The sequence below is a fragment of the Arthrobacter sp. 260 genome, from assembly GCF_013116745.1.
Classification (GTDB): domain Bacteria; phylum Actinomycetota; class Actinomycetes; order Actinomycetales; family Micrococcaceae; genus Arthrobacter_D.
Genome location: NZ_JABFOE010000011.1, coordinates 50754 through 71596 on the forward strand (window position 1 = coordinate 50754; position 20843 = coordinate 71596).

Genomic DNA, 20843 nt, shown 5'->3' on the forward strand with positions numbered 1-20843 from the left:
TGGCTGAGGTGGCTTCCGCGACCCCGCTATCGGGAACGGAATTCGTGCCGGATCCGGGAGGAATCTCCGGTCCGGTAGAAGAAGCTCCGCTGCTTTCCATACCTCAAGTTCATCACCCGCCACCCCCAAAATAAGGTCCAATCAGGGGTGCCTAGAAAACTTTTCCTATTAATTTTTCGCCCGCCCAGAGGCGGCCCGACCCCTGCCCTTAGAGCGAGAGCGAGTCCAGCTGGCGCTGCCGGGCAGCGTCAGCTGCCAGGCGGGACTTCTGCCGGCGAGCCTTGGTAGGCCAGGTCAGAATGAGTGTGACCAGCGAGACGATCAGCACGAGCGCCGCCACGGTGATCGCGGCGTCCATCCAGAACTGTGCCGGGAAGAGCCTGATCAGCGTGTCGTCCATGCTGAACGTCCAGGTCCCGTCGGCGAAGAACAGGGCATGCACCTGGGTGAAGAAGGTCTGCCAGCCGAGGATGGCGGTCACCGTGAGGGCAATCATCAACACCAGGGTGGTCAGCGCCCCGGCGAAGAGACTGCGCCGAACACCACCCGGGTAGGTGCGTGCCAGGTGCCAGCAGGCGGCAACGGTGAAGACGAGCATTGCCAGCGCGACGGCGAAGCTGATCACCAGGACCAGCTTGACGTCAAGCATGTGGCCCACTTCGCTGTCGAGGAAGAGCTGGTCGCCGTCGGCGTTGACCAGCTCACCCAGGTAGCGAGGGGGTGCCCAGTTGAGGATGTAGTCCACTGTGTAGGAACCGTAGGTCATGCGGTCCTCAGCGGTGAACCCGAAGCCGTCTGAGGGGAATCCGGGCCGGTGGTACTCCACCCAGAGGAAGAGGGGGGTCGTGACGGCCCGGATTGCGGCCGCCAGGAGCATGATTGGGAAGAAGATCGCGATGAGAACCTGGAAGACCCTCGCCATGACGGGCTTTCCGGTCAGCGCTCCGTCTCTTTCGGCGGCACGACGGCGTGCCTCCTCCTCGGATGCCCTGGTGGACAGTGCTGCAGTTTCAGGCTCCGGGTAGTAGGGGTCGGACTCTGCGTCATCACTGCTCGTGCGGGTGTCGTTCTTGGCTCCGGCACTGGCAACCGCTGCAGCCGATACAGGCGCAGCAACCGACGTAGCGGTGGAGCTGTGCGAATCGGAAGCATCCTGGTCCTCGACAGCGTCGTGAGAATCGGCTGCGTCGTGAGCGTCTGGCTCGACGTTCCCTGAGGTTGCGGCATGGCCAACAGCACCGGTGGGTCCGGCGTGAGGATCGCCGCCGTCGTCGTCGGCGCTGTCGTGGTCGATGCTGCGCTGATCTGCGCCGCCAAGGCCAGCCGCGCTCTCATCGGTGCTGTTCTCGTCAGTGCTGTTGTGGTTGGCGCTGTTGTGATCAGTGCTGTGCTCGTCGGCAATACCATCGGGGCGAGCAACGCCCTGGGTGTCCTGGGTATCGCCAGCGTTGGGGGAACCCAACGCATCAAAGGCGTTCTGCCAGTCCGCAATCGAGGTATCGTCGGCCTCGTCATGAGCGGGGCCAGTAGCCGTGTCGCTTCCCCGTGTCTCGTCCGCCGACGCATCGCTCGCCCGGGTGTCGTTCAACGGGGTCTCGTCCAACGGGGTCTCGTCCAACGCGGGGTCATTCGAAGATGTGTCGCTGAAGGAGGTGTCGTTCGACGACAAGTCGTTCCCTGACTCGCCTGCCGGCTCGCCTACCCGATGGCTGTCCGCAGGCTCGCTGTCCGCAACTTCAGCCGCGCCCGACTTACCATCGAGCGGATCGTTTCCCTCCTGCTCGCCATCAGCGGCACGTCCCTCGAACCGGCTGAGATCCGGCATGGTGCTTGCCTTGCGCATTGGCAGCGAACTGCGCAGCGCGATAGCGGGCTCGCCAGCAGGTTCGGTGGATTCGACGGGCGCTGGGGTGGCAGCGGCACTGGTCTCCGGGGAGGTTGCGTCAGCTCCGGCGTGCTGGTCGGTCTCGTCGTTCTGAGCCACTGGGTTATCTCCTAGAAAATTGCGCAAGTACTTACGTTCGAGCGTACCGCCGAACCCCGCTTACCTGCGGAGGCCGGACCGACGTCGGGCAACTGGTCCCAAGTCGCCTAGACAAAAGAACCCTCGGTAGAGGACCTGCACACTGGGACCGGCGTAGAGACCGGCTACCTTAGGCGGTGCGAACAGTCTCACCGCGGTCGATGCTCGACAGGTCTCCGGTGTAGCCGGCATTGACAGCACGGCGGCCCAGCACGAGGGTGTACACCCAGTACGAAGCGAACACGAGGAAGCCGATGCTGATTCTCAGCCAGGCCGGGAGCGGGCTGGGGGTGACGAAACCCTCGACCAGTCCGGAAATGAACAGCACCAGTACCAGGCCCAACGCAACGGTGATGAGGGAGCGCCCCTCTTCGGCGAGGGAATTCGCGCGGCTCCGGGCGCCGGGTGACACCCACGCCCAGAACAATCTCAGACCCGCGGCCGCTGCGATGAAGATGGCTGTCAGCTCCATGAATCCGTGCGGCAGGATGTAGATGAAGAAGGTGTCGAGCTCCCCATAGGCGGCCATGGTGCCACCGGCCATCCCGACGGCCTGGGCGTTCTGGTAGAGAATCCACGGCGCCCATACGCCTGTCGCTCCGAAGGCAACCGCCTGCAGGGCAATCCATGCGTTGTTGGTCCACACCAGTCCCGCGAACGATGCCGCCGGATTCTCGGAGTAGTAGTTGACGAAATCCTCCTGCACATACTGCTCGGCGACCTCGTCACCGCCCATCGCCGCGACGACACCGGGAGTGCCCGCCACCCAGGCCCCATACATCCAGGCCACCGCGATAAACAACACGCCGACGACGACGGTCAGCCAGCGGACACGGTAGAACGCTGCCGGGAGGGACACCACAAAGAACCCGGCCACATCCTCCATGAAGTTCGAGCGTGCGCCGGTGAATCGGGTTCGTGCCCGGGACAACCTCATCGACAGGGCGCCGGAGAGAGCACTCTCGGGCGCAATCGACCGGATCATTGACAGGTGGGTGGAGGTGCGCTGGTAGAGAACCAGCAGTTCGTCGGCCTCGGCGCCGGAGAGCTTCCGCCGCCGCACCAGCTCATCAAGCCGCTCCCAGTCCGGGCGGTTCACCTCAACGAAAGCATCGACATCCACCCGTTCAGCTTAGCCGGGCGATGCCAGATAAGCTTCAGAAGGAGAGGCCGCTCCGACGCCGTTCAGGCTGCGGAGGAACAACTTCAGGCTGCGGAGAGACGCGTTGGGCTTCGCAGAAAGACACTGGTCGGGGAAAAGCGCACTAGGCAAGGGGACGCATGATGAGTTCAGTCGTGACTGGCGAGGCTGTAGTCCTAGAGCTCAGGCCTGCCTCCTTCGGTGCCCGGAGCATCAGCCTGCTCATCGATATCGTTGCCCAGGCGATCCTGGTCCTGGCAATCGTCCTGGGCGTGAGCAGCACCCTGGGCGGTTCCTTCGATCCGGCGCTGACCCAGGCGCTGGTTCTCGTGCTTCTGGTTCTGGTGGTGTTGGTGGTCCCGGTGACGGTGGAGACCGTGACTCGCGGTAAATCCCTCGGCAGGCTGGTGATGGGGCTACGGATTGTGCGCGACGACGGCGGTGCCATCCGGTTCCGGCACGCCTTCATTCGCGGCATGGTCGGCGTCCTCGAGATCTACCTGCTGCTCGGGTCACTGGCCTTCCTGGTGGCCGTGTTCAACGAACGCTCCAAACGCCTGGGCGACCTACTGGCCGGCACGTACTCGATGCACGAGCGGGTGGTGGAGAAGCCCCGCACCCTCGCTGTGGTTCCCCCGCAGCTGGCGGGCTGGCTTGCTACCGCGGACGTCATGCAGCTCCCGGACGCACTGGCGCGGCGGGTAACCGCATTCATTGGCCAGGCCTCCAGACTCACTCCCCTGGCACGCCACACGCTCGCCGTCGACCTGGCGACCGAGGTGTCATCCTTCGTTGCACCGCCACCACCAGCGGGCACCCATCCGGAGGATTTCCTCAACGCGGTGCTTGCCGAACGCCGGAACAGGGACCTGAACCGGTTGCGTCGCCAGCGCGAGCGCACCACCCGGACCACCGATCGGCTCCACAAGCTGCCCTTCGGCCAGTAACCACCGGCGCCGGCTGTCAGCTGGACGAAAGAGGGCTGACTAGGGCTGGCTGCTGTATTCGCTCCACGGGGTGTTCCAGTCCCCGAAGCCGTCCCAGATGAACATCGGACCATAGCCGGTATTGCGGACCTCGACTACGTCGCCCGGGCCGAAGGTGTCGTAGAAGTACTTCGCCCCCTCAGGGGACATTCCGATGCAGCCGTGGGAGACGTTGAAGTTGCCCAGCGCCACCTGCGCCGCGGGCAACGCCTCATGCACGAACGCCCCGCCGTTGGAAATCCGGCTTGCATGGTTCACCACGGTGGGCTCGTAATAGGCCTCGTCGCCCGGTTCCAGGCCAATGGACTCGGCCGTGAACCTGGTCGACTCATACTGTTCCATCACCACGTGGAAGCCGATGGTCGATGGCCACTCCTCGGTTCCCAGGGTGATGGGGAAGGTCTCGGTCAGATTCCCGTCGATGTAGACGTTCATCATCTTGGTTTCGTTGTCGACGACGGCCAGCCGGGTGTTGTGGGTGTTGAACACCAGCTGGTCGTCGAAGTTCCCGATCATCTCATTGCCGTAGTCGACCCCGAACAGTTCCATGTCGACGGTGATCGTGCTGTTCGGAGCCCAGAACTCTTCGGCCCGGTAACGCACCTTGGTGTCGCTGAGCCAGTAGAAAGCACCGGTCTGACCGCTGGTACTGGTGATGGTGATGGCGGACTCCACCGCATCACGGTTGATGACAGGTTCGCTGAAGTTGATCTCGATGGGTTGCCCGGTCCCGACCGTCGAACCGTCCCGCGGATACATCGCCGCGTCCGCCTCGTTGGCCGGCATCACGGTACTGAAGCTCTGTGACTCGGTGACCGTGTTCCCGTTGGCGTCAGCCAACACAAACTCGAACTCGTAGGCGGTCGCGAACTCGAGGCGGTCGGTGGCGGTCCAGACGGTGTCGTTCTCGCTGAGCGTCCCGGCGACCGGCTCGGCCCCAGCGGCCCGTAGAGTGACACTCTCGATGACCCCATTCTCCGCCCGGATTTCCGGCGCGGTCACAGGGTTCACCTGTTCCGCCCCGTCCGCGGGAAGCGCGTTGAAAGCGAGATCGGCTGCGACGCTCGGTTCGGGGGAACTTGAGGCCGTCGTCGGGGACGGCGAAGGTGCGGCGGCCGTCGTCGTCGACGTGGCAGCTGGCCTATCGTTGCCGGTGCCCGCCCAGTTGGGGGCCACGGCTACAGCCGCTGCCGCAGCGATCAGCAGGGCTGCCACTGAAACCCCGCCAATGACCCAGCCCTTGCGGCTCTTGCCCGTGCCCTGCTGCTTATCCATCATCTGCCCACATCCTCTAAAAACCGGCCACCCCACAACAGATTTTACGTTGTGGGGTGGCCGGTGGAGTTCACTTCGACGTGGCAGCCACGTCGGGCGGTCTGTTTAGTACCGGTAGTGGTCCGATTTGTAGGGGCCGGAAGCGTCGATATCCAGGTATTCGGCCTGGCTCTTGGTGAGCTCGGTCAGCTCCACCCCGATCGCGTCGAGGTGCAGCCGGGCCACCTTCTCGTCGAGAATCTTCGGGAGCACGTAGACCTGGTTCGCGTACTCGCGGGTCCCTTCGAGATTGTTCTGCATCCACTTGGTGTAGAGCTCGATCTGGGCGATCGTCTGGTTGGCGAAGGAGTTGCTCATCACGAACGACGGGTGGCCGGTGGCGTTGCCCAGGTTCAGCAGGCGACCCTCGGACAGCATGATGATCGAGTGCTCGGCGGTGCCTGCTGCCTCGTCGGCGGCGAACACCCACTCGTGGACCTGGGGCTTGATCTCCACCTTGCGGATTCCGGGGATCTTGGCCAGGCCAGCGATGTCGATCTCGTTGTCGAAGTGCCCGATGTTGCCCACGATGGCCTGGTGTTTCATGCCCGCCATGTGATGCGCCATGATGACGTCCTTGTTGCCAGTGGTGGTGATGAAGATGTCACCCTGCGCCAGGACGCTCTCCAGCTTCGCCACCTGATAGCCGTCCATGGCCGCCTGCAGCGCGCAGATCGGGTCGATCTCGGTGACGATCACGCGTCCGCCCTGGCCGCGCAGCGCCTCGGCGGCACCCTTGCCGACATCGCCGTAGCCGCACACCACGACAACCTTGCCGCCGATGAGCACATCGGTGGCGCGGTTGAGGCCGTCCGGGAGGGAGTGGCGGATACCGTACTTGTTGTCGAACTTCGACTTCGTGACGGAGTCGTTGACGTTGATGGCCGGGAACAACAGCTTGCCCTGCTGCGCCAGCTGGTACAGCCGCATGACGCCAGTGGTGGTTTCTTCGGTGACGCCCTTGATATCAGCCGCAATCCGGGTCCACTTCTCAGGATCCTCAGCCAGGGTGCCGCGCAGCACGTCGAGCACCACTGAGAATTCGTGGGAGTAATCCAGGTCGTCCTCGGCCGGGCCCGCGGGCACTTCTCCGGCCGCCTCGAACTCCACTCCCTTGTGGACCAGGAGGGTCGCGTCGCCGCCGTCGTCGAGGATCATGTTCGGCCCGTGGCCTGCTCCGCCGGGCCAGCTGAGGATCTGGGTGGTGGTCCACCAGTATTCCTCAAGGGTCTCGTTCTTCCAGGCAAACACCGGGACACCTGCGGGCTCCTCGGCGGTGCCGGTGCCGACGACGATCGCGGCAGCGGCCTCATCCTGAGTGGAGAAGATGTTGCACGAAGCCCACCGCACCTCGGCGCCGAGAGCGGTGAGGGTTTCGATCAGGACCGCTGTCTGCACGGTCATGTGCAGGGAGCCTGCGATGCGGGCCCCCTTCAAGGGCTGGCTTGCACCAAATTCGCGGCGAAGGGCCATCAGGCCGGGCATCTCATGCTCGGCCAGGCGGATCTGGTGGCGTCCCGCCTCGGCGAGGGAGAGGTCGGCAACTTTGAAATCGAAGGTCATGGTTTAGCGCATTCCTGTTCGTTGGTGCTGCTGAAGGGACTAGTGTGCTGGGGGCCCATCGTGCTCGTCGGAGCCAGCCGCGGTCGCGGCCACAAGTAGTTCGGGGCGGAGGAGCACAGGGATGCCTTCGTCGATGCTGTATCGCACCGGGCTTCCTGTGCTGTCGGGCTCCGAGGAGACAAGGAACTCCCCCTCGTGGACCAGGGTTGAGCCGGTGACGGGGCAGCGGAGCACAGCGAGCAGATCAGGGGATATGGAGCTCATGGCTCAAGACTATCGCGGGCGCGGGTTGCGCGGATAACGTGGACCCTCGAACCCGCGCGGGGACAGCGGGAGGCACAGGTCTGGCCGAACCGCTGGGCTACTGCTCCCGGAGGATCCGCAGGTGACCGCGCCGGACGCCGGAGACATTGGCGGGTGGTTCCAGCGTGCCCTTGTTGCCCCGTACGGCTGGACCCGCCTCGGGACTCCGATCGGTGGCAGCTTCCCGTACAGCGTCGACGAGTGCCAGCAGGTCATCGGGGTGGGGCTCGGCGCGGGCCGAGGGCAGCGCCAGCCTGACGACTTCCCAGCCACGTGGCACGGTGAGGGTTTCGGCGTGGGTGGCGCACAAATCGTAACAATGCGGTTCCGCGTAGGTGGCCAGCGGGCCTAACACTGCGGTGGAATCGGCATACACGAAGGTCAGCGTTGCGACTGCGGCATGCTGGCAGGCTGAGCGTGAACAAGTTCGAAGGGATCCCACGACTGTTGAGCCTACCGGCTAACCCCATCCGCGGCGGGGATCTGGGGCGGTCCCGCGCGCCGTCCGGGCACCGGCCCTTGCATTGGGGGCCAATGGGTTTACAGTCATTACATGCGGGACAGTTCTACATTCTCGGTACGGCTGAACGACCCTGACGACGCCGCGCGGCCGGGCCCGTCAGGTCCGGGTTTCAGCCGTCGTCGCCGTAACCGGCATGGCCGTGGCCTGCGCGGGCAGCTGATTCCGCCGCATCTCCCCGGCGCCCGCAGCAGGGCTGAACGGTTCGATGAATGGGTGATGGAATCGGCCCAGCGGCTGGAACGGCTCTGGGGTGAGCGGATCCTCGACTTGCAGATGGTAGTGCAGGACATTCCAGCCAATCTTGAGTCGATGACCGCCCAGTCGCTTCGCGGGCTACTCGGTACGTCGATTCCCGGAGCCGCGAACCGGCCCCCCACCATCATCGTGTACCGTCACCCGGTTGAACTCGCCGCCGGCGGCTTCATCGCGCCGAATGAACTGGTCCACGACGTGGTGGTTGAACAGACCGCCGAACTGTTGGGGATGACACCCGAAGCCGTCGACCCCGCCTACGGGCGGTCCAAGGCCTGACCGGCGCGACAGGTTTGCCAGTCAGTACCCCAGGTTGACCGCCACGTTTGGCTGACCGCCGCTGCCGGGTGGAAGCGACGTCACCGAGATGCCCGGTTCACTGTCGATCTGGTGCACCTGCGCCCCGTACACCGGGTCACCTGAGGCCGCGATCAGGACGGCCACCACATCATCACCGAGATCGGCTGCCGTCACCGTAACTGTGGTCCCGCCGGCGACGCTAACTGTCTGTTCCTCCAGCAGGGTGCCGTCCTCGGCGACGGGAGTGAGCTGCACTTCCGACCGGCCCGTGGGTGCACCGAAGGTCAGGGCGGCACGGGAGCCCGCGGGGAACACCGCTACCTGGGTGCTACCGAGCCGTGCTCCCGACGGCGCGAACCCAAAGTCGACCGGCTCCTCAGCCCCGGTGCCACGGCTGACGCGCGCTGCCGCTGAAATGAGCACATCCGCTGTGACCTCGACCGTGTAGTCACCTGCCGGGATATTGTCCAGGGCCACGCTGGTCACGGCGCCCGCCGTTGCGGTGATGACGCCGCCGTCGGGAAGTTCCACTTCGCCGCCAGCACCGTACACCCTGACGTTCACCACGGCGTCGGTGCTGCCGGGCACCACTACCTGCAGGCCAGGTGCGGCAGTTTCGTAGCCGTCCTGGTCAGTAATCTCATTGGCAATGTCCTCGTCCTGGATTCGTACCCCCGAAATCACCTGGGTGCCGGCAGCTGGCGCGGCAGCCTGCAGCAGCTCTACACCACCGGGAGTCAGCTCACGCAGCAGGCTCTGCTGGATGTGTCCAACCACCCGGCCGCCGTCGCTGAGGACGCGGACCGCCAGTTGGTCCTGGCCCGCGGCCAGGCCTGCTAGCACGATTGACTCGGTGGCTCCGGGCGCTATCAGCAACCCTCTACTGCCACCGGCCTCGATCGGCCCAGCTGACCCGTAGAGCTCAAGGTCGACGGTTGCCGGGGTTCCGGACGGGTTCGACAGATTCAGGACGGCGGTGGCGCCCACAGTGGTAGACGCGCCGACTATCCAGAAATCGCTGCGGGGTGCGGTGCAGTGGGACAGCGCGAGCCCACCCAGGTCGCCGTCCGTGGCGCGGTAGCTCAGGACCGCGCCGGCGGTGGCCGGAAGGTCACCCACGGGTTGGACTGAAAGGACGCTCACCCCGTCGACCGCCTGGTCCGCGAGCACCCCGGCCGTCCGGTTGGTCAGCCCGTTCTCATCGGTGACCGCTTCCGGGACCGGGTCCTCGCCTGACTCGCCTGACTCTCCGCTGGCGATGGTCGCGAGCGGTTCCTGCTCTCCGAGTGCTGTGAGGTCGCTGCCGGGAAGGACCGACCCGAGGCTGCTGAGCACCAGGGCGCTCACCGCGCTGCGGGCCGTCTCGGACTCCGGGCTGAACTCCGGGTCGGCAAGGGCGGCGTCGCTGGCGATCAGGCGCGGCGGTCCCGGGCAGACCCCGGTGTACTCCCCCGCGGGCACCTCGGCGACCGGGATGGGGAACTGGGCTGCGGCGCCGGTGGGCTCCAGCCCGGAGATTCCGATCACCAGGGCGCCACAGGCTCCGACCAGGATCAGTGAGGCACCGATCCCCGCTCCACGGCGCAACGCACCCGGGTGTCGCCGCCCGGATCGAGAGCGCCCGGATCGGGAGCCCCCGGATCGAGAGCGGCCAGATCGAGGGCGAATGGCTGGCTCTGAACCGGCCACAGGGTCGGCGGCGTCAGCCGTCACAGGACGGTTCACTGCAGTGTCAGGGTCATGGTGGGCACCCGGTTCGGTCATGACCGCCCCCGGGCGGTGAGGATTGATGTGTCGTTGGCTGGCCGCTCCCCGGCGGACCCGGTGGATGAAGCAGCGACAGTGGACCGGGCCGGCTCGGCTGGTGAATCAGCGGGCTGGTCGTCGGGTGCGGTGGCATCGGCCCCGGCTGGCTGCGGCACCACGGTGGCTGGCGTTCCGCGCCGGCCCGGATACGTCCTGACGAAGCGGGGGCGTGACGGCATCGGGATGGCCAGCAGCACGGTGAGGCCGATGATGACGGCAGTCCCGATGCCTGCCCAGGGTTCCCACGCCGTGACATAGGTGACTTCCAGCCGGCCGCCGTCGGCGGGCAACTCGAACTCCTGGGACCATTCAGTGGTCCGCGGCGTGAGGGCGACGCCGTCGAGGGTGGCCCGCCAGCCAGCGTCGGAGCGTTCGGCCAGCACGAGCGACCGCTGGTCATCGCCCGCGGGGATGATGGTTGAGACGGAGGTAGGTCCGGAGTCAACCACCTCGACAGTGGTTCCCTCGGCATCAATGATGCGCACCCGCGCCCCGGCAGTGTTCTCCAGGCTGGTGGTGTCAGCTGTGGTGACAGCACCGTCCGAACCGGTGCCGGGTACCACCCGCCACAACCATCCCGAGTTGGTGTTACCGACCGCGACGAGGCCCGGCACTGCGTCAATCTGTCCGGCGAGGACTTCAGCAGCCGTATCCGACTGCTGCAGCACAATGAATCCGACACCCAACTGGCTCAGCTCCTGGCGGGGATCGTAACCGGTGCCGGCCACGATCACGGCGACGGTGCTCCGGATCGCAGCAGTTGCTTCATCGTCAGCACGCAACTCAGCCGATCCCAGCGGACCATAGAGTCCACGGGCCGAGTAGATCTGTGAAAGCTGGTCAAGGGTGGTGCCGCCACTGCGCATCAGGGCGGCGCTGACGTTGTTGCTGCCGTCAACGTTCAGCACCAGGGACTTGGTGCGCTCGGCGCTGTTCCCGCGGTCGGCGGCCGTCGCGGGAAGGGTGCGCTCGGCGCTGGGCGCGAGGAGAAGGTCAGCACCGAACCGGGTGCCGGCGTTCGCCGACGGCTCGAGGTTGTCATTGGTCAGGCTATCGGTGGCCAGGCTATCGGTCGACGCGGTGTCGCCCGACAGGGCGACGGCGGTGGTCTCGACGGGCGTCGGGATAGCCCAGAGGCCAAGACTGACCGCCGGGCCGATTCCGAGTACGACGGCGGCAGCTACCAAGGCGGGACCGGTGCGTCGGCGCGGCGCGGAGGCGTCAGCACGTGCCTTGCGGGCGATCCCGGTCTGGTGCGCGGAGAGGGCCTTGTCCGCTCCGACGAGCGCCGCGCCCGCCATGGACAGCATCAGCACCGAGACCAGAGGTCCGGTAAACGGAGTGATCAGCGCCGAGGACCCCTCCGAGACGGCGACAAAGGACAGGGCGGTGGAGAGCAACAGGGCAGCCAGACCGAGGACCCAGAGCCCACGGGCCACAGCAGTGCCACGGCCGGGCAGGAACAGCGCCGCGGCAGCCAGCAGAAGGGTTGGACCGCCGACCAGAAGGGAAGCGGCCAGCGCCCACGGCCCCTCGGGCAGGAAGGGCAGGGCCGCGAGTGCGGCCGTCGGGTCGTAGGCCACCGGGTAGCCGAGCAGCTGCTGCCACAGCGCGGCAGCCTCAAACGGGACGGGGACGCCGGGATCGGCCAGGACGGCCCGCAGCTGGTCGGTGGTCGAGGCGATGAAGGGGACAAAGAGGGCCAGCGCGGGCAGCAGGGACCACCACAGGGTTTTGGCGCGGCGGCGGAGCAGGACGGCAGCGGTGAGGACTCCCACCACGGTCAGGGGGAGCAGCGATGGTGCGGCGGCAGTGATCGCTGCCAGCAGCAGGCCAGCTGTCGCAGCGGCAGTCCAGCTGGGTACCCCGCTGATACCCGGCTTCAGCAGTACTTCGACCGGGCGACGGCGGGCGTACGCGTCGTCGTCCTCAAACGCGATCGCATAGGGGCTCGACGCGGCCGGAGCCACTCCGGGCGCGTGGGGGTGGGATCCCGGCTGCGGTGCGCGCGCTCCGCCGACGGCGCGAATCAGTGCCAGTCCCGCCAGCGGCAGCAACAGGTGCACCAGCAGCGCACCCAGGCGACCACTGCCCACGGCCACCTGGAGCGCCGGCACGGCAGCCCAGAAGAAAGCTGCCCACACGCGCAGCCCCCGGCTCCAGGTCAGGGCTCCGGAAGCGAACCAGGCGGACAGTCCAGCCAGGGGAAGGGCCAACAGCACCAGGGTGACCAGGACGACGTTGCCGTTGCCGAATCCCAGGGCGGCGAGCAGCCACAGCACGTATCCGAACGGGTCGCCGTGACCGGCCATTCCGAAGCCCAACGGGATCCACCAGCTGGACGCGTTGTTCCAGATATCCACCATCGAAGCGGAGACCGGCAGCAGGGCTCCCCCGGCCAGCGCTGGTGCGCCGATGAGCCGGTGGAGGCCTACGAGGGACACGGCCGCTAGCACTACGGTGGCCGCTATGGCACCCACGCCAATCCAGGTGCGCGATGGTGCGGCAAGGGAGCTGAAGTCTTCGGCGGCGTCGCCGGAGGGAATATAGGCGCTCTGCTCGTCGCCAATGACGGCTTCGCTGAGGTGCCCTTCCGCCGAGAAGGCGTCGATCACCGACCGGCGGTGGGACCAGACTTCGCGGCGGGACGTGCGGAGTGCGCGGACGGTGTTGCGCGGCAGTTTCCTGGTCCGCGTGGCGCGGCGGCGGGATCGGAACAGGTCCACTGGTCGCAGGACCGCTGAAACGCTGGCGAAGAGTTGGCTGAACCCATAGCCGGGGTCCTTGGCCAGTAGTCCCAGGACCAGCCGGCCGAATCCGCCGATGACCGCCCCGACCGCCAGGAAGGGGACCTTCCACAGGGTTGAGTGCTTCAGCCGCAGGTAGACCTCGGCCTTGCGGGCTGCACGATGGGCGACCGTGGGATGGGTGCGGGAGCTGGCATGACGGATGACTGCGCTGGGGACCACCACGACGCGGTGTCCGGCGAGCCGGTTCCGCCAGCAGAAGTCGACGTCGTCGCCGGTGCCGGGCAGTGCGGGATCGAATCCCTCCAGGAGCTCCCAGACATCCCGCCGGATCAGCATGCCAGCGGAGTTGACGGCGAACACGTCGCTTCGCGAGTCGTATTGGCCCTGGTCGAGTTCATCGACGTCGATCAGCGTCAGCCGTTCGGCCCACCGGCTGATGGACAGGCCGACGTCTACCAGTTTCCGCCGGTTGCCCCACTCCACCTGCTTTGAGCCGGCGACGGTGACCGAAGGGGCGCGTTCGACGGCCAGGAGCAATTCCTCCAGGGCCTGGGGCTCGGGGGCAGAATCATCGTGAAGGAGCCAGAGCCATTCATGGGCGGCCTCCGATCCTTCAACCGGCGGACGACGTTCCGGCAGTTCAGCGAGACCCACCCGCACTGCCGCTCCAAAGCCAGCACGGGACGGCGCCCCCACCACCGGAGATCCGACCGGCAGTTCCAGCTGCAAAATGGACGCCGAGTCATCAGTTGACCCGGCGTCGACGCCAATCACAAAGTCGGCCGGGTGTTCCTGCGCTCCGAGAGCGGCGAGGGTGGCCGAAAGAAATGCCGAACCGTTGTGGGCGACCACAACGGCCGTGACGCGGGGGTGCTGCAGAATTAGACCGCTCGCTTTCGTAACCGACGGCGCTCGCGCTCGGAAAGCCCACCCCAGATACCGAAGCGCTCATCATTCGCCAGCGCGTATTCGAGGCACTGCGAGCGCACGTTGCAGGCACCGCAGACCTTCTTGGCGTCGCGGGTCGACCCGCCCTTCTCGGGGAAGAACGCCTCGGGGTCGGTCTGTGCGCACAGCGAATCAGCCTGCCAGCCCAACTCCCCCTCGTCGTCGAAATCCTGCCCGATGCCCGGCAGACCGATCCAGACGGCCTGGTCGCTGCGCTCGGCTGCCTGTCGGCTCGGTGCGGGGGCCTCGGCGGGGGTGAGCCGCTGCGGCGCCAGGAGGGCCGAGGGTGATTCGTCATCGAGGTCAGTCAGGTCCTCATGAGCGGTGAGGAAGGCGGTCGCCTGGTCCTCGAGTGAACTGGCGGTGCTCTGCCGGTACCGCTCGGCTGCCTCGGGGTCTGCCGGATCGACAAACCAGTCGCTGGGGACGCCACGTGAGCCGTAGCGCGCCGAAGCCTGTGCCTCAATGGTCGTACGGTCGTGGACCTTCTCTGCCTGTCCCATGTCAGCCCTCCCGGTGTTGCCGTTCCAGCAGCTACTGTGGTGGATTCAGGCACGACTACTGAGCAAAAGGTGTTTGCGAGAGACTGTGCGGCCCAAGTATCCGATGTGCTGGAACTTTCCGATACCTAATTACACGCGTGTAATACGTGTTCAGTCAAGCGCCGGGAGGAATCTTATAGAGTTATTTCCCAGGAACTCGTTCACGCCACGCTGAGAGTTTGTCACTTCCCCTGCGGCGTGTCCCCTGTGACACTGGCAAATCCGCAGCCGGCGGATTCCCGGCCAGAAAAAGAATTCGTACCAGGCACCAGGAAGGCGTCAACCGGTCATGGCAGCATCAACGGCAGTCCCCCACCTCATGCACCAGCTCCGCACGGTCAATCCCTCGGCTCCCCGGCTGATCTGGTACGGCCCCAACAGTGAGCGGATCGAGCTCTCCGGGCGGGTGCTGGACAACTGGGTGGCCAAGACCTCCAACCTGCTGGTCGAGGAACTGGACGCCGTACCCGGGACGCGGGTTAACCTCTTGCTGCCCGGCCACTGGAAGACGCTGGTCTGGGCCCTGGCCTGCTGGCAGGTAGGGGCGGTCCCCGTCGCCAGCGCGGTGACAGCCGACACCGCCGCGGACATCGTGGTCAGCTCTGACGACACGGCGGCGGTGAACTCTCCCTCCCAGCTGCTGGTGCTGGTGGCGCTGGGCGCCCTCGACCTGAAATATCCCGGAACCATCCCTGCCGGTGCCGTTGACTATGCGGCGGAGGTGCGGGGCTACGGCGACGAGTTCCTCGACCTTCCCCCAGCGATCGAGGGTCAGACCGCCATGGAGCTGGCAGATGGCGGGTTGAGCATGCCGGTGCTGTTCGACCGGGCTGCGGCCTGCGGCTGGACGCCGGGCGGGGTGCTCCTGGTCCCTGCCGACCTGCCCCTTGAGACAACCCTCGCTGCGGCGGTGCACTGCTGGACCACCGGCGGCACCCTGATCGTGGCACACGCCAGTGTGGAGCTTTCCGCTGACCTAGTGGCCAGCGAACGGGTCACTGATCGCGTGGGAGCGTAGGTTCGCGCGGCCCAGCATCCAGGTTGTCGACAATTCCCGGTCCCGGTGCGGCGCCGGCCGGTGCATTCACCGGGCCTTCCTCTGCCCTGTCGTCGGGGTGCCCGAACAGCTCCCGGTCGTGGCTGAACGCCGGATCCTCGTCGAGTTCCACGTTGAACACCCAGAAGCGGTAGGCGACGAACCGGAGGACAGTGGCGAGGACCGTTCCCACGATGCCGGCGAAGAACAGGGTCGGGCGATCGGTGATGTCCATCGGGTACTTGGCGATCCACACGCACCCGGCAGCGATCCCCATGCCGATCAGGTTGATGAACACGAACATGGTCAGTTCGCGCGCCGGGTTCGGTTGCCGGCGGTGCCGGAAAGTCCAGTAGCGGTTGGCGATCCAGGCAAACACTGTGGCCACCGACGCTGACACGAAGCGGGCCTTGACCTCGCTATCGGACATCGGGCCGTGGATGAGGTACCAGAAGAGGCCGTTGTCGATGATGAAGGCGACTCCGCCGACTGCGCCAAACTTGGCAACCTCTCGCCAAAACAGGGATGCGAGGCCCCTGATGCGCTCTGCCACTGTGGAAAACATGACCCTCCGCGGTCCGGTTGCATGCTGGTTACCCCATGATCGCGGACGTGCAATCGTGGGGGGTGCTACCACCATGCTGCATGCACAACGGCCAATGAATCATTTTAGCTGCCAAGGTTGGGAGTTTCCTAGAAACCCACCCCACCTGGGCCCTGCATGCCAGTACCGCGCCCGGCAGTGGGTACCCTGAGTACGTGACTTTTCCTGTAATCGGCGTGGTTGGCGGCGGCCAACTAGCGCGCATGATGGCCCCTGCCGCAGTCCAGCTCGGCTTCACCCTGCGCGTCCTGGCCGAAGGCCCCGACGTGTCGGCGGTGGCTGCCGTCGCCTCCTCCACGGTGGGCGACTACCGCAACCTCGAGCAGCTGCGTGCGTTCGCAGCCGGGGTGGATGTGCTGACCTTCGACCACGAGCACGTCCCCGGGGACCTGCTCCGCGCGCTGGAGGCCGACGGCGTGAACGTGCAGCCGCCGTCGTCAGCCCTCGCCCATGCGCAGGACAAGATCGTGATGCGCCGCGCCATCGACCGCCTGGGGCTGCCCAACCCGGAGTGGGACGAGGTGTCTTCGGTGACGGAGCTGTGCGCGTTCGGCGACCGGATCGGCTGGCCGGTGGTCCTGAAGACCCCGCGCGGCGGCTACGACGGCAAGGGAGTCATGATCCTTGACTCTCCTTCCGACACCTCCCGTGCAGCCTCCTGGTTCACGGGAGGCGCCCTGCTCGCCGAAGCGAAGGTGGACTTCAGCCGCGAACTCTCAGCCCTGGTGGCGCGGACCCCGTCGGGTTCATCCCTGGCCTGGCCGGTGGTGCACTCGATCCAGGTGGACGGCGTCTGCGACGAGGTCATCGCGCCCGCAGCCGATCTTCCCGCTGACCTTGCGACGGCGATCGGTGCCGCAGCACTGCGCATTGCCGATGAGCTGGCGGTGACCGGAGTGATGGCCGTCGAACTGTTCCAGACCCCCGGGACCGAGGCAGGGTTCATGGTGAATGAACTGGCCATGCGGCCCCACAACTCGGGCCACTGGACGATGGACGGTGCGGTCACCGGCCAGTTCGAGCAGCACCTTCGGGCAGTCCTGGACCTGCCACTGGGAAGCACCGCGACGCTCGGCGAGGTGACAGTGATGAAGAACTTTCTGGGCGGCAGCAACGTTGACCTCTTTAGTGCCTATCCTGTGGCACTGGCGGCCGAACCCGCCGTGAAGATCCACACCTACGGCAAGGACGTCCGGCCGGGTCGCAAGATTGGCCACGTCAATGCCGTGGCACTGGCCGGCGAAAGCCTCTCCACCGTCCGGGACCGGGCGGAGCGGACCGCAGCTATCCTCAGGGACGGGCTGGACGGTCCAGACATCCGGAAGGAAAACACGTGAACAACCCTCTAGTGGGCCTGGTAATGGGCTCCGATTCGGACTGGCCCGTCATGGAGGCCGCCGCGCAGGCCCTGACCGAATTCTCGGTGCCCTATGAGGTGGACGTGGTGTCCGCGCACCGGATGCCCACCGAAATGATCGCGTACGGGCAGGACGCCCATGACCGTGGCATCCGGGTCATCATCGCTGGTGCCGGCGGCGCCGCCCACCTGCCGGGGATGCTGGCGTCGGTCACCCCCCTGCCAGTGATCGGCGTCCCGGTGCCATTGAAGTTTCTTGACGGAATGGATTCGCTGCTCTCGATCGTCCAGATGCCCGCCGGGGTTCCGGTAGCTACGGTGTCGATCGGCGGCGCCCGCAACGCCGGCCTCCTCGCCGTGCGGATCCTCGCCGCAGGCGAAGGGACCCTGGCCGATCGCCTCCGCGGCGAGCTCATCACTTTCGCTGCCGATCTGCGGCAGACCGCCGTCGACAAAGGCACCGCGCTCCGCGCCCGGGCAGCCGCCCCGGAAGGCAGCGGCGTATGAGCCAGCACCCCGGCACCGAGGGCCACTGGCAGTTGACCGACCCGGTCCGCTACCCCCAGTCCGCCCCGCCCAGGGTCCGCACCAAACGCGCCTTCGTCCTGCTCCTGTTGACCCTGGTGTTGCCTGGCTCCGCGCAGATCGTCGCCGGGAACCGCGCCCTGGGCCGGCGGGCACTGGTGGTGACCTTCTTTGTCTGGCTGGCCGTGGCGGCAGCGATCATCGTCGCCGCAACCAACCGCACCGCTCTGGTGAGCGTGGTGACCCACCAGTGGTGGTCGCTCGTGTTGATCATCGTGCTGCTCGCACTGGCCGTGTCCTGGGCGATTCTGTTCCTGAACACGCTGCGGATCATCAGGCCTCCCCTGCTGGAGCGGTCAATGCGCCCGCTGGTGGCCGGATCGCTGGTGGCCCTGATGGTGGTCACCAGCGGCTCCCTCGCCTACGGTGCCTACCTGCTCAACGTCAGCCGCGGTACCTTCGGCTCGATCTTCCAGGCTGGTCCCGCGTTCGACCCGGTGGATGGCCGCTACAACTTCCTGCTGATGGGCGGCGACGCCGGTGAGGACCGCACCGGCCGCCGGCCGGACAGCATCTCGGTGATCAGCGTGGACACGTCCACCGGTGCCGCCGTCACCTTCAGCATTCCCCGCAACCTGCAGAACGCCCCGTTCACCGAGGATTCCCCGCTCTGGGAGATCTATCCGGACGGGTACAACTGCGGGGATGAGTGCATCATCAACAGCCTTTACCCGGTGGTCGCCCAGGACTACCCCGACCTGTATCCCGATTCCGCCGACCCCGGCGCGGAAGCCATGATGGACGCGGCAGGTGGGGTTCTCGGCATCGAGGTCCAGGCCTACATTCTGGTGGACATGGAGGGCTTCTCCCAGGTGATCGACGCCATGGGCGGCATCACCATCGACGCTGGCGGCTGGGTTCCTATTACGTCCGCCGAGATTCCTGGCACCGACCCGATCCGGCACTACCCTCCCTCAGGGTGGATCGCCCCGGGGGTTCAGACCCTCGACGGGTACCAGGCTCTCTGGTACGCCAGGTCACGGGAGTTCGTCACCGACTATCACCGGATCGCCCGACAGCAGTGCGTACAGCAGGCGATGATCGCCCAACTGGATCCAGCAACAGTGCTGACCCGGTTTGAGGACCTGGCCAGTGCCGGGGCCGAGATCGTCGAAACGGACATCGCCCTGGACCAGTTGGGAAGCTTTGTGGACCTGGCACTGAAAGCCAAGGACCACGAAACCCGGCGCCTCACCATCGGCCCACCCGACTTCGGTACAGCTGCCGACAACTTCGTCACCTACCCTGTCTTCGAGGAGATTCACTCCCGGGTCCAGGAGACCCTCGCCGAAGACGTTTCGGCCTCCGCCGCCGACCTGCCGGTGCCAGGCACGTCCGACGCGCCGGACGTGGCAGCCGTCTTCCAGTCCACCCAGCTGCCGGGCACGGTTCCCGCACAGCTCACGGAGCCCGAGATCACCGAGGAATACCTGCAGCAACTGGCCATCAACGGTGACATTCCCACCCTCAGCACCCTGCTGGACAACAATGGGGAATGCAGCCCCGCCTAACGAAACGAGACCCATGTACCTGCTGGAGAACACCCTGCGGCCCTACGCCTGGGGATCCGAAACGGCAATCGCCGAGCTGCTCGGACGGGTTCCGACAGGTGGACCGGAAGCGGAGCTGTGGATCGGCGCCCACCCGGATTCACCGTCGCGCGTATTGCTCGAGGATGGCACGCAGGAGGATCTTGACCACCTGATCGCCGCAGACCCGGAGCGCGCCCTGGGTGCAGCAACCCGTGAGCACTTCGGCGACCGGCTCCCGTTCCTGCTGAAGGTGCTCGCCGCTGCGGCGCCGCTCTCGCTCCAGGTCCACCCCAGCAGTGAGCAGGCTACAGCAGGGTTTGAGGCAGAAAACGCAGCAGGCGTTCCGGCCGACGCCCCCCACCGCAGCTACCGGGACGGGTTCCACAAACCCGAAATGCTTCTCGCCCTCACCCCCTTCGAGGCGCTGTGCGGGTTCCGCCCGGCTTCGGAGGCGGCCGGCGTGTTTGAGCACCTGGTCAGCGTGATCGAGGACACCGGGGCGAACGTCCCCGCGCTGCTGGCCGACGTCGTCAGCGACCTCCGCCACCCGGATCAGGGTGAGGCACTGCGCGGCGCCTTCACCCGCCTCCTCACCGACGACGGCACACCGCAGGCGGTCGAGGCCGTCACCGCAGCCCTCGCCGAGGCGCCCGGGAAGGACGCCGCGACGGTCAGGGACCTCGCCGCTCACTACCCCAACGACCCCGGGGTGCTGGTCTCCCTGCTCCTGAACCGGGTGTCCCTGAAACCCGGCCAGGCCATTTACCTGCCTGCCGGGAACGTCCACGCCTACCTGAGCGGCCTCGGGATTGAAGTGATGGCTGCATCGGACAATGTCCTGCGCGGCGGTCTCACCCCCAAGCACATCGACGTCCCCGAACTGCTGCGCACCGTCCGGTTCGAAACGGTTAAAGTACCCGCCGTCGAGGTCCGCCACACCCCGCTCGGCCAGGAGGTGTACTGCCCGCCCTTCGAAGAGTTCGCCCTGCAACGCCTCGACCTGCGCACCGGATCCGATTCGATGGCCTCCTCCGACGTGCCGCTGGCCCAGAACGGGCCCGTGCTGGTCCTCGCCGTCTCCGGGAGCATCGTCCTGGACTCACCCCGGGGCGATCTCCTTCTCCCCCGCGGATCAAGCGCCTTCGTCCCGGCCAACGAGGCCCCCGTCATGGTGAAGCTCGCCTCCGGGACCGGCCCGGACACCGACAACGACGACGACGGCGCCCTAGCCTTCGCCGTCACCCTCCCCGGCTGACCCTGCCCCTGCTGCCGCCCCAC

General features: G+C 66.5%; 17 protein-coding genes. 7 read left to right on the top strand and 10 right to left on the bottom strand.

The window, feature by feature from the left end:
* Positions 1 to 208: 208 nt before the first annotated feature.
* On the bottom strand, positions 209 to 1984 hold the full coding sequence (locus HMI57_RS19575) for a TIGR01906 family membrane protein (protein WP_346655207.1): 1776 nt from the start codon (positions 1982 to 1984) through the stop codon (positions 209 to 211).
* 169 nt (positions 1985 to 2153) lie between these two features.
* The gene (locus HMI57_RS12985) at positions 2154 to 3146 is read right to left on the bottom strand and encodes a stage II sporulation protein M (RefSeq protein WP_171586437.1); all 993 of its coding nucleotides are present in this window, start codon (positions 3144 to 3146) and stop codon (positions 2154 to 2156) included.
* A 161-nt stretch (positions 3147 to 3307) separates the two neighbouring features.
* Here HMI57_RS12985 and HMI57_RS12990 point away from each other — a divergent pair, with 161 nt between their 5' ends.
* Entirely contained in the window at positions 3308 to 4111 is an 804-nt protein-coding gene (locus HMI57_RS12990; RefSeq protein ID WP_171586518.1) for an RDD family protein, read from the top strand.
* A 39-nt stretch (positions 4112 to 4150) separates the two neighbouring features.
* On the opposite strand, the gene HMI57_RS12995 is transcribed toward HMI57_RS12990, so the two are convergent.
* From HMI57_RS12995 to HMI57_RS13010, 4 genes are all read right to left on the bottom strand, one after another.
* Complete coding sequence (locus tag HMI57_RS12995) at positions 4151 to 5428, bottom strand: Ig-like domain-containing protein (protein ID WP_171586438.1); 1278 nt, start codon at positions 5426 to 5428, stop codon at positions 4151 to 4153.
* A 102-nt stretch (positions 5429 to 5530) separates the two neighbouring features.
* Positions 5531 to 7027 (bottom strand): adenosylhomocysteinase, encoded by a 1497-nt coding sequence (gene ahcY / locus HMI57_RS13000; RefSeq protein ID WP_171586439.1) that lies wholly within the window; start codon positions 7025 to 7027, stop codon positions 5531 to 5533.
* A 39-nt stretch (positions 7028 to 7066) separates the two neighbouring features.
* Complete coding sequence (locus HMI57_RS13005) at positions 7067 to 7291, bottom strand: hypothetical protein (protein WP_171586440.1); 225 nt, start codon at positions 7289 to 7291, stop codon at positions 7067 to 7069.
* A gap of 97 nt (positions 7292 to 7388) precedes the next feature.
* Positions 7389 to 7772, bottom strand: coding sequence for a DUF3499 domain-containing protein (locus HMI57_RS13010; protein WP_171586441.1), 384 nt, complete (start codon positions 7770 to 7772; stop codon positions 7389 to 7391).
* A gap of 111 nt (positions 7773 to 7883) precedes the next feature.
* Here HMI57_RS13010 and HMI57_RS13015 point away from each other — a divergent pair, with 111 nt between their 5' ends.
* The gene (locus HMI57_RS13015) at positions 7884 to 8384 is read left to right on the top strand and encodes a metallopeptidase family protein (RefSeq protein WP_171586442.1); all 501 of its coding nucleotides are present in this window, start codon (positions 7884 to 7886) and stop codon (positions 8382 to 8384) included.
* Between the two features lie 21 nt (positions 8385 to 8405).
* Here the strand turns inward: HMI57_RS13015 and HMI57_RS13020 are convergent, their stop codons facing one another.
* The 3 genes from HMI57_RS13020 to HMI57_RS19400 all read right to left on the bottom strand — a co-directional run bounded on the left by HMI57_RS13020 (position 8406) and on the right by HMI57_RS19400 (position 14412).
* A complete protein-coding gene (locus HMI57_RS13020; RefSeq protein WP_216607456.1) occupies positions 8406 to 9992 on the bottom strand; it encodes a DUF5719 family protein in 1587 nt (528 codons plus the stop codon).
* Positions 9993 to 10165: 173 nt separating this feature from the next.
* A complete protein-coding gene (locus HMI57_RS13025; RefSeq protein ID WP_346655210.1) occupies positions 10166 to 13897 on the bottom strand; it encodes a glycosyltransferase family 2 protein in 3732 nt (1243 codons plus the stop codon).
* Positions 13843 to 14412, bottom strand: coding sequence for a WhiB family transcriptional regulator (locus tag HMI57_RS19400; protein WP_171586443.1), 570 nt, complete (start codon positions 14410 to 14412; stop codon positions 13843 to 13845). The genes HMI57_RS13025 and HMI57_RS19400 overlap by 55 nt, the downstream gene beginning before the upstream one ends.
* Positions 14413 to 14740: 328 nt before the next feature.
* Between HMI57_RS19400 and HMI57_RS13035 the strand changes: the two genes are divergently transcribed.
* On the top strand, positions 14741 to 15469 hold the full coding sequence (locus tag HMI57_RS13035) for a TIGR03089 family protein (RefSeq protein WP_171586444.1): 729 nt from the start codon (positions 14741 to 14743) through the stop codon (positions 15467 to 15469).
* On the opposite strand, the gene HMI57_RS13040 is transcribed toward HMI57_RS13035, so the two are convergent.
* On the bottom strand, positions 15447 to 16052 hold the full coding sequence (locus tag HMI57_RS13040; RefSeq protein WP_171586445.1) for a GtrA family protein: 606 nt from the start codon (positions 16050 to 16052) through the stop codon (positions 15447 to 15449). The two genes, HMI57_RS13035 and HMI57_RS13040, sit on opposite strands and share 23 nt — an antisense overlap.
* Before the next feature lie 194 nt (positions 16053 to 16246).
* On the opposite strand from HMI57_RS13040, the gene HMI57_RS13045 reads away from it, so the two are divergent.
* Genes HMI57_RS13045 through manA form a run of 4 tightly spaced genes read left to right on the top strand, consistent with a single transcriptional unit; the run spans position 16247 to position 20820 of the window.
* Positions 16247 to 17428, top strand: a complete 1182-nt coding sequence (locus tag HMI57_RS13045; protein WP_171586446.1) for a 5-(carboxyamino)imidazole ribonucleotide synthase — start codon at positions 16247 to 16249, stop codon at positions 17426 to 17428.
* 23 nt (positions 17429 to 17451) lie between these two features.
* Positions 17452 to 17955, top strand: a complete 504-nt coding sequence (gene purE / locus HMI57_RS13050; protein ID WP_171586521.1) for a 5-(carboxyamino)imidazole ribonucleotide mutase — start codon at positions 17452 to 17454, stop codon at positions 17953 to 17955.
* A complete protein-coding gene (locus tag HMI57_RS13055) occupies positions 17952 to 19544 on the top strand; it encodes an LCP family protein (RefSeq protein WP_171586447.1) in 1593 nt (530 codons plus the stop codon). The genes purE and HMI57_RS13055 overlap by 4 nt, the downstream gene beginning before the upstream one ends.
* Before the next feature lie 13 nt (positions 19545 to 19557).
* On the top strand, positions 19558 to 20820 hold the full coding sequence (gene manA / locus HMI57_RS13060) for a mannose-6-phosphate isomerase, class I (RefSeq protein ID WP_171586448.1): 1263 nt from the start codon (positions 19558 to 19560) through the stop codon (positions 20818 to 20820).
* Positions 20821 to 20843 lie beyond the last annotated feature (23 nt).

Bases quoted from the DNA above. Each gene is read 5' to 3' on its own strand.
- HMI57_RS12990 (WP_171586518.1), top strand. From the start codon at position 3,308: ATGAGTTCAGTCGTGACTGGCGAGGCTGTAGTCCTAGAGCTCAGGCCT.
- HMI57_RS12995 (WP_171586438.1), bottom strand. From the start codon at position 5,428: ATGATGGATAAGCAGCAGGGCACGGGCAAGAGCCGCAAGGGCTGGGTC.
- ahcY (WP_171586439.1), bottom strand. From the start codon at position 7,027: ATGACCTTCGATTTCAAAGTTGCCGACCTCTCCCTCGCCGAGGCGGGA.
- HMI57_RS13005 (WP_171586440.1), bottom strand. From the start codon at position 7,291: ATGAGCTCCATATCCCCTGATCTGCTCGCTGTGCTCCGCTGCCCCGTC.
- HMI57_RS13015 (WP_171586442.1), top strand. From the start codon at position 7,884: ATGCGGGACAGTTCTACATTCTCGGTACGGCTGAACGACCCTGACGAC.
- HMI57_RS19400 (WP_171586443.1), bottom strand. From the start codon at position 14,412: ATGGGACAGGCAGAGAAGGTCCACGACCGTACGACCATTGAGGCACAG.
- HMI57_RS13035 (WP_171586444.1), top strand. From the start codon at position 14,741: ATGGCAGCATCAACGGCAGTCCCCCACCTCATGCACCAGCTCCGCACG.
- HMI57_RS13040 (WP_171586445.1), bottom strand. From the start codon at position 16,052: ATGTTTTCCACAGTGGCAGAGCGCATCAGGGGCCTCGCATCCCTGTTT.
- purE (WP_171586521.1), top strand. From the start codon at position 17,452: ATGGGCTCCGATTCGGACTGGCCCGTCATGGAGGCCGCCGCGCAGGCC.
- HMI57_RS13055 (WP_171586447.1), top strand. From the start codon at position 17,952: ATGAGCCAGCACCCCGGCACCGAGGGCCACTGGCAGTTGACCGACCCG.
- manA (WP_171586448.1), top strand. From the start codon at position 19,558: ATGTACCTGCTGGAGAACACCCTGCGGCCCTACGCCTGGGGATCCGAA.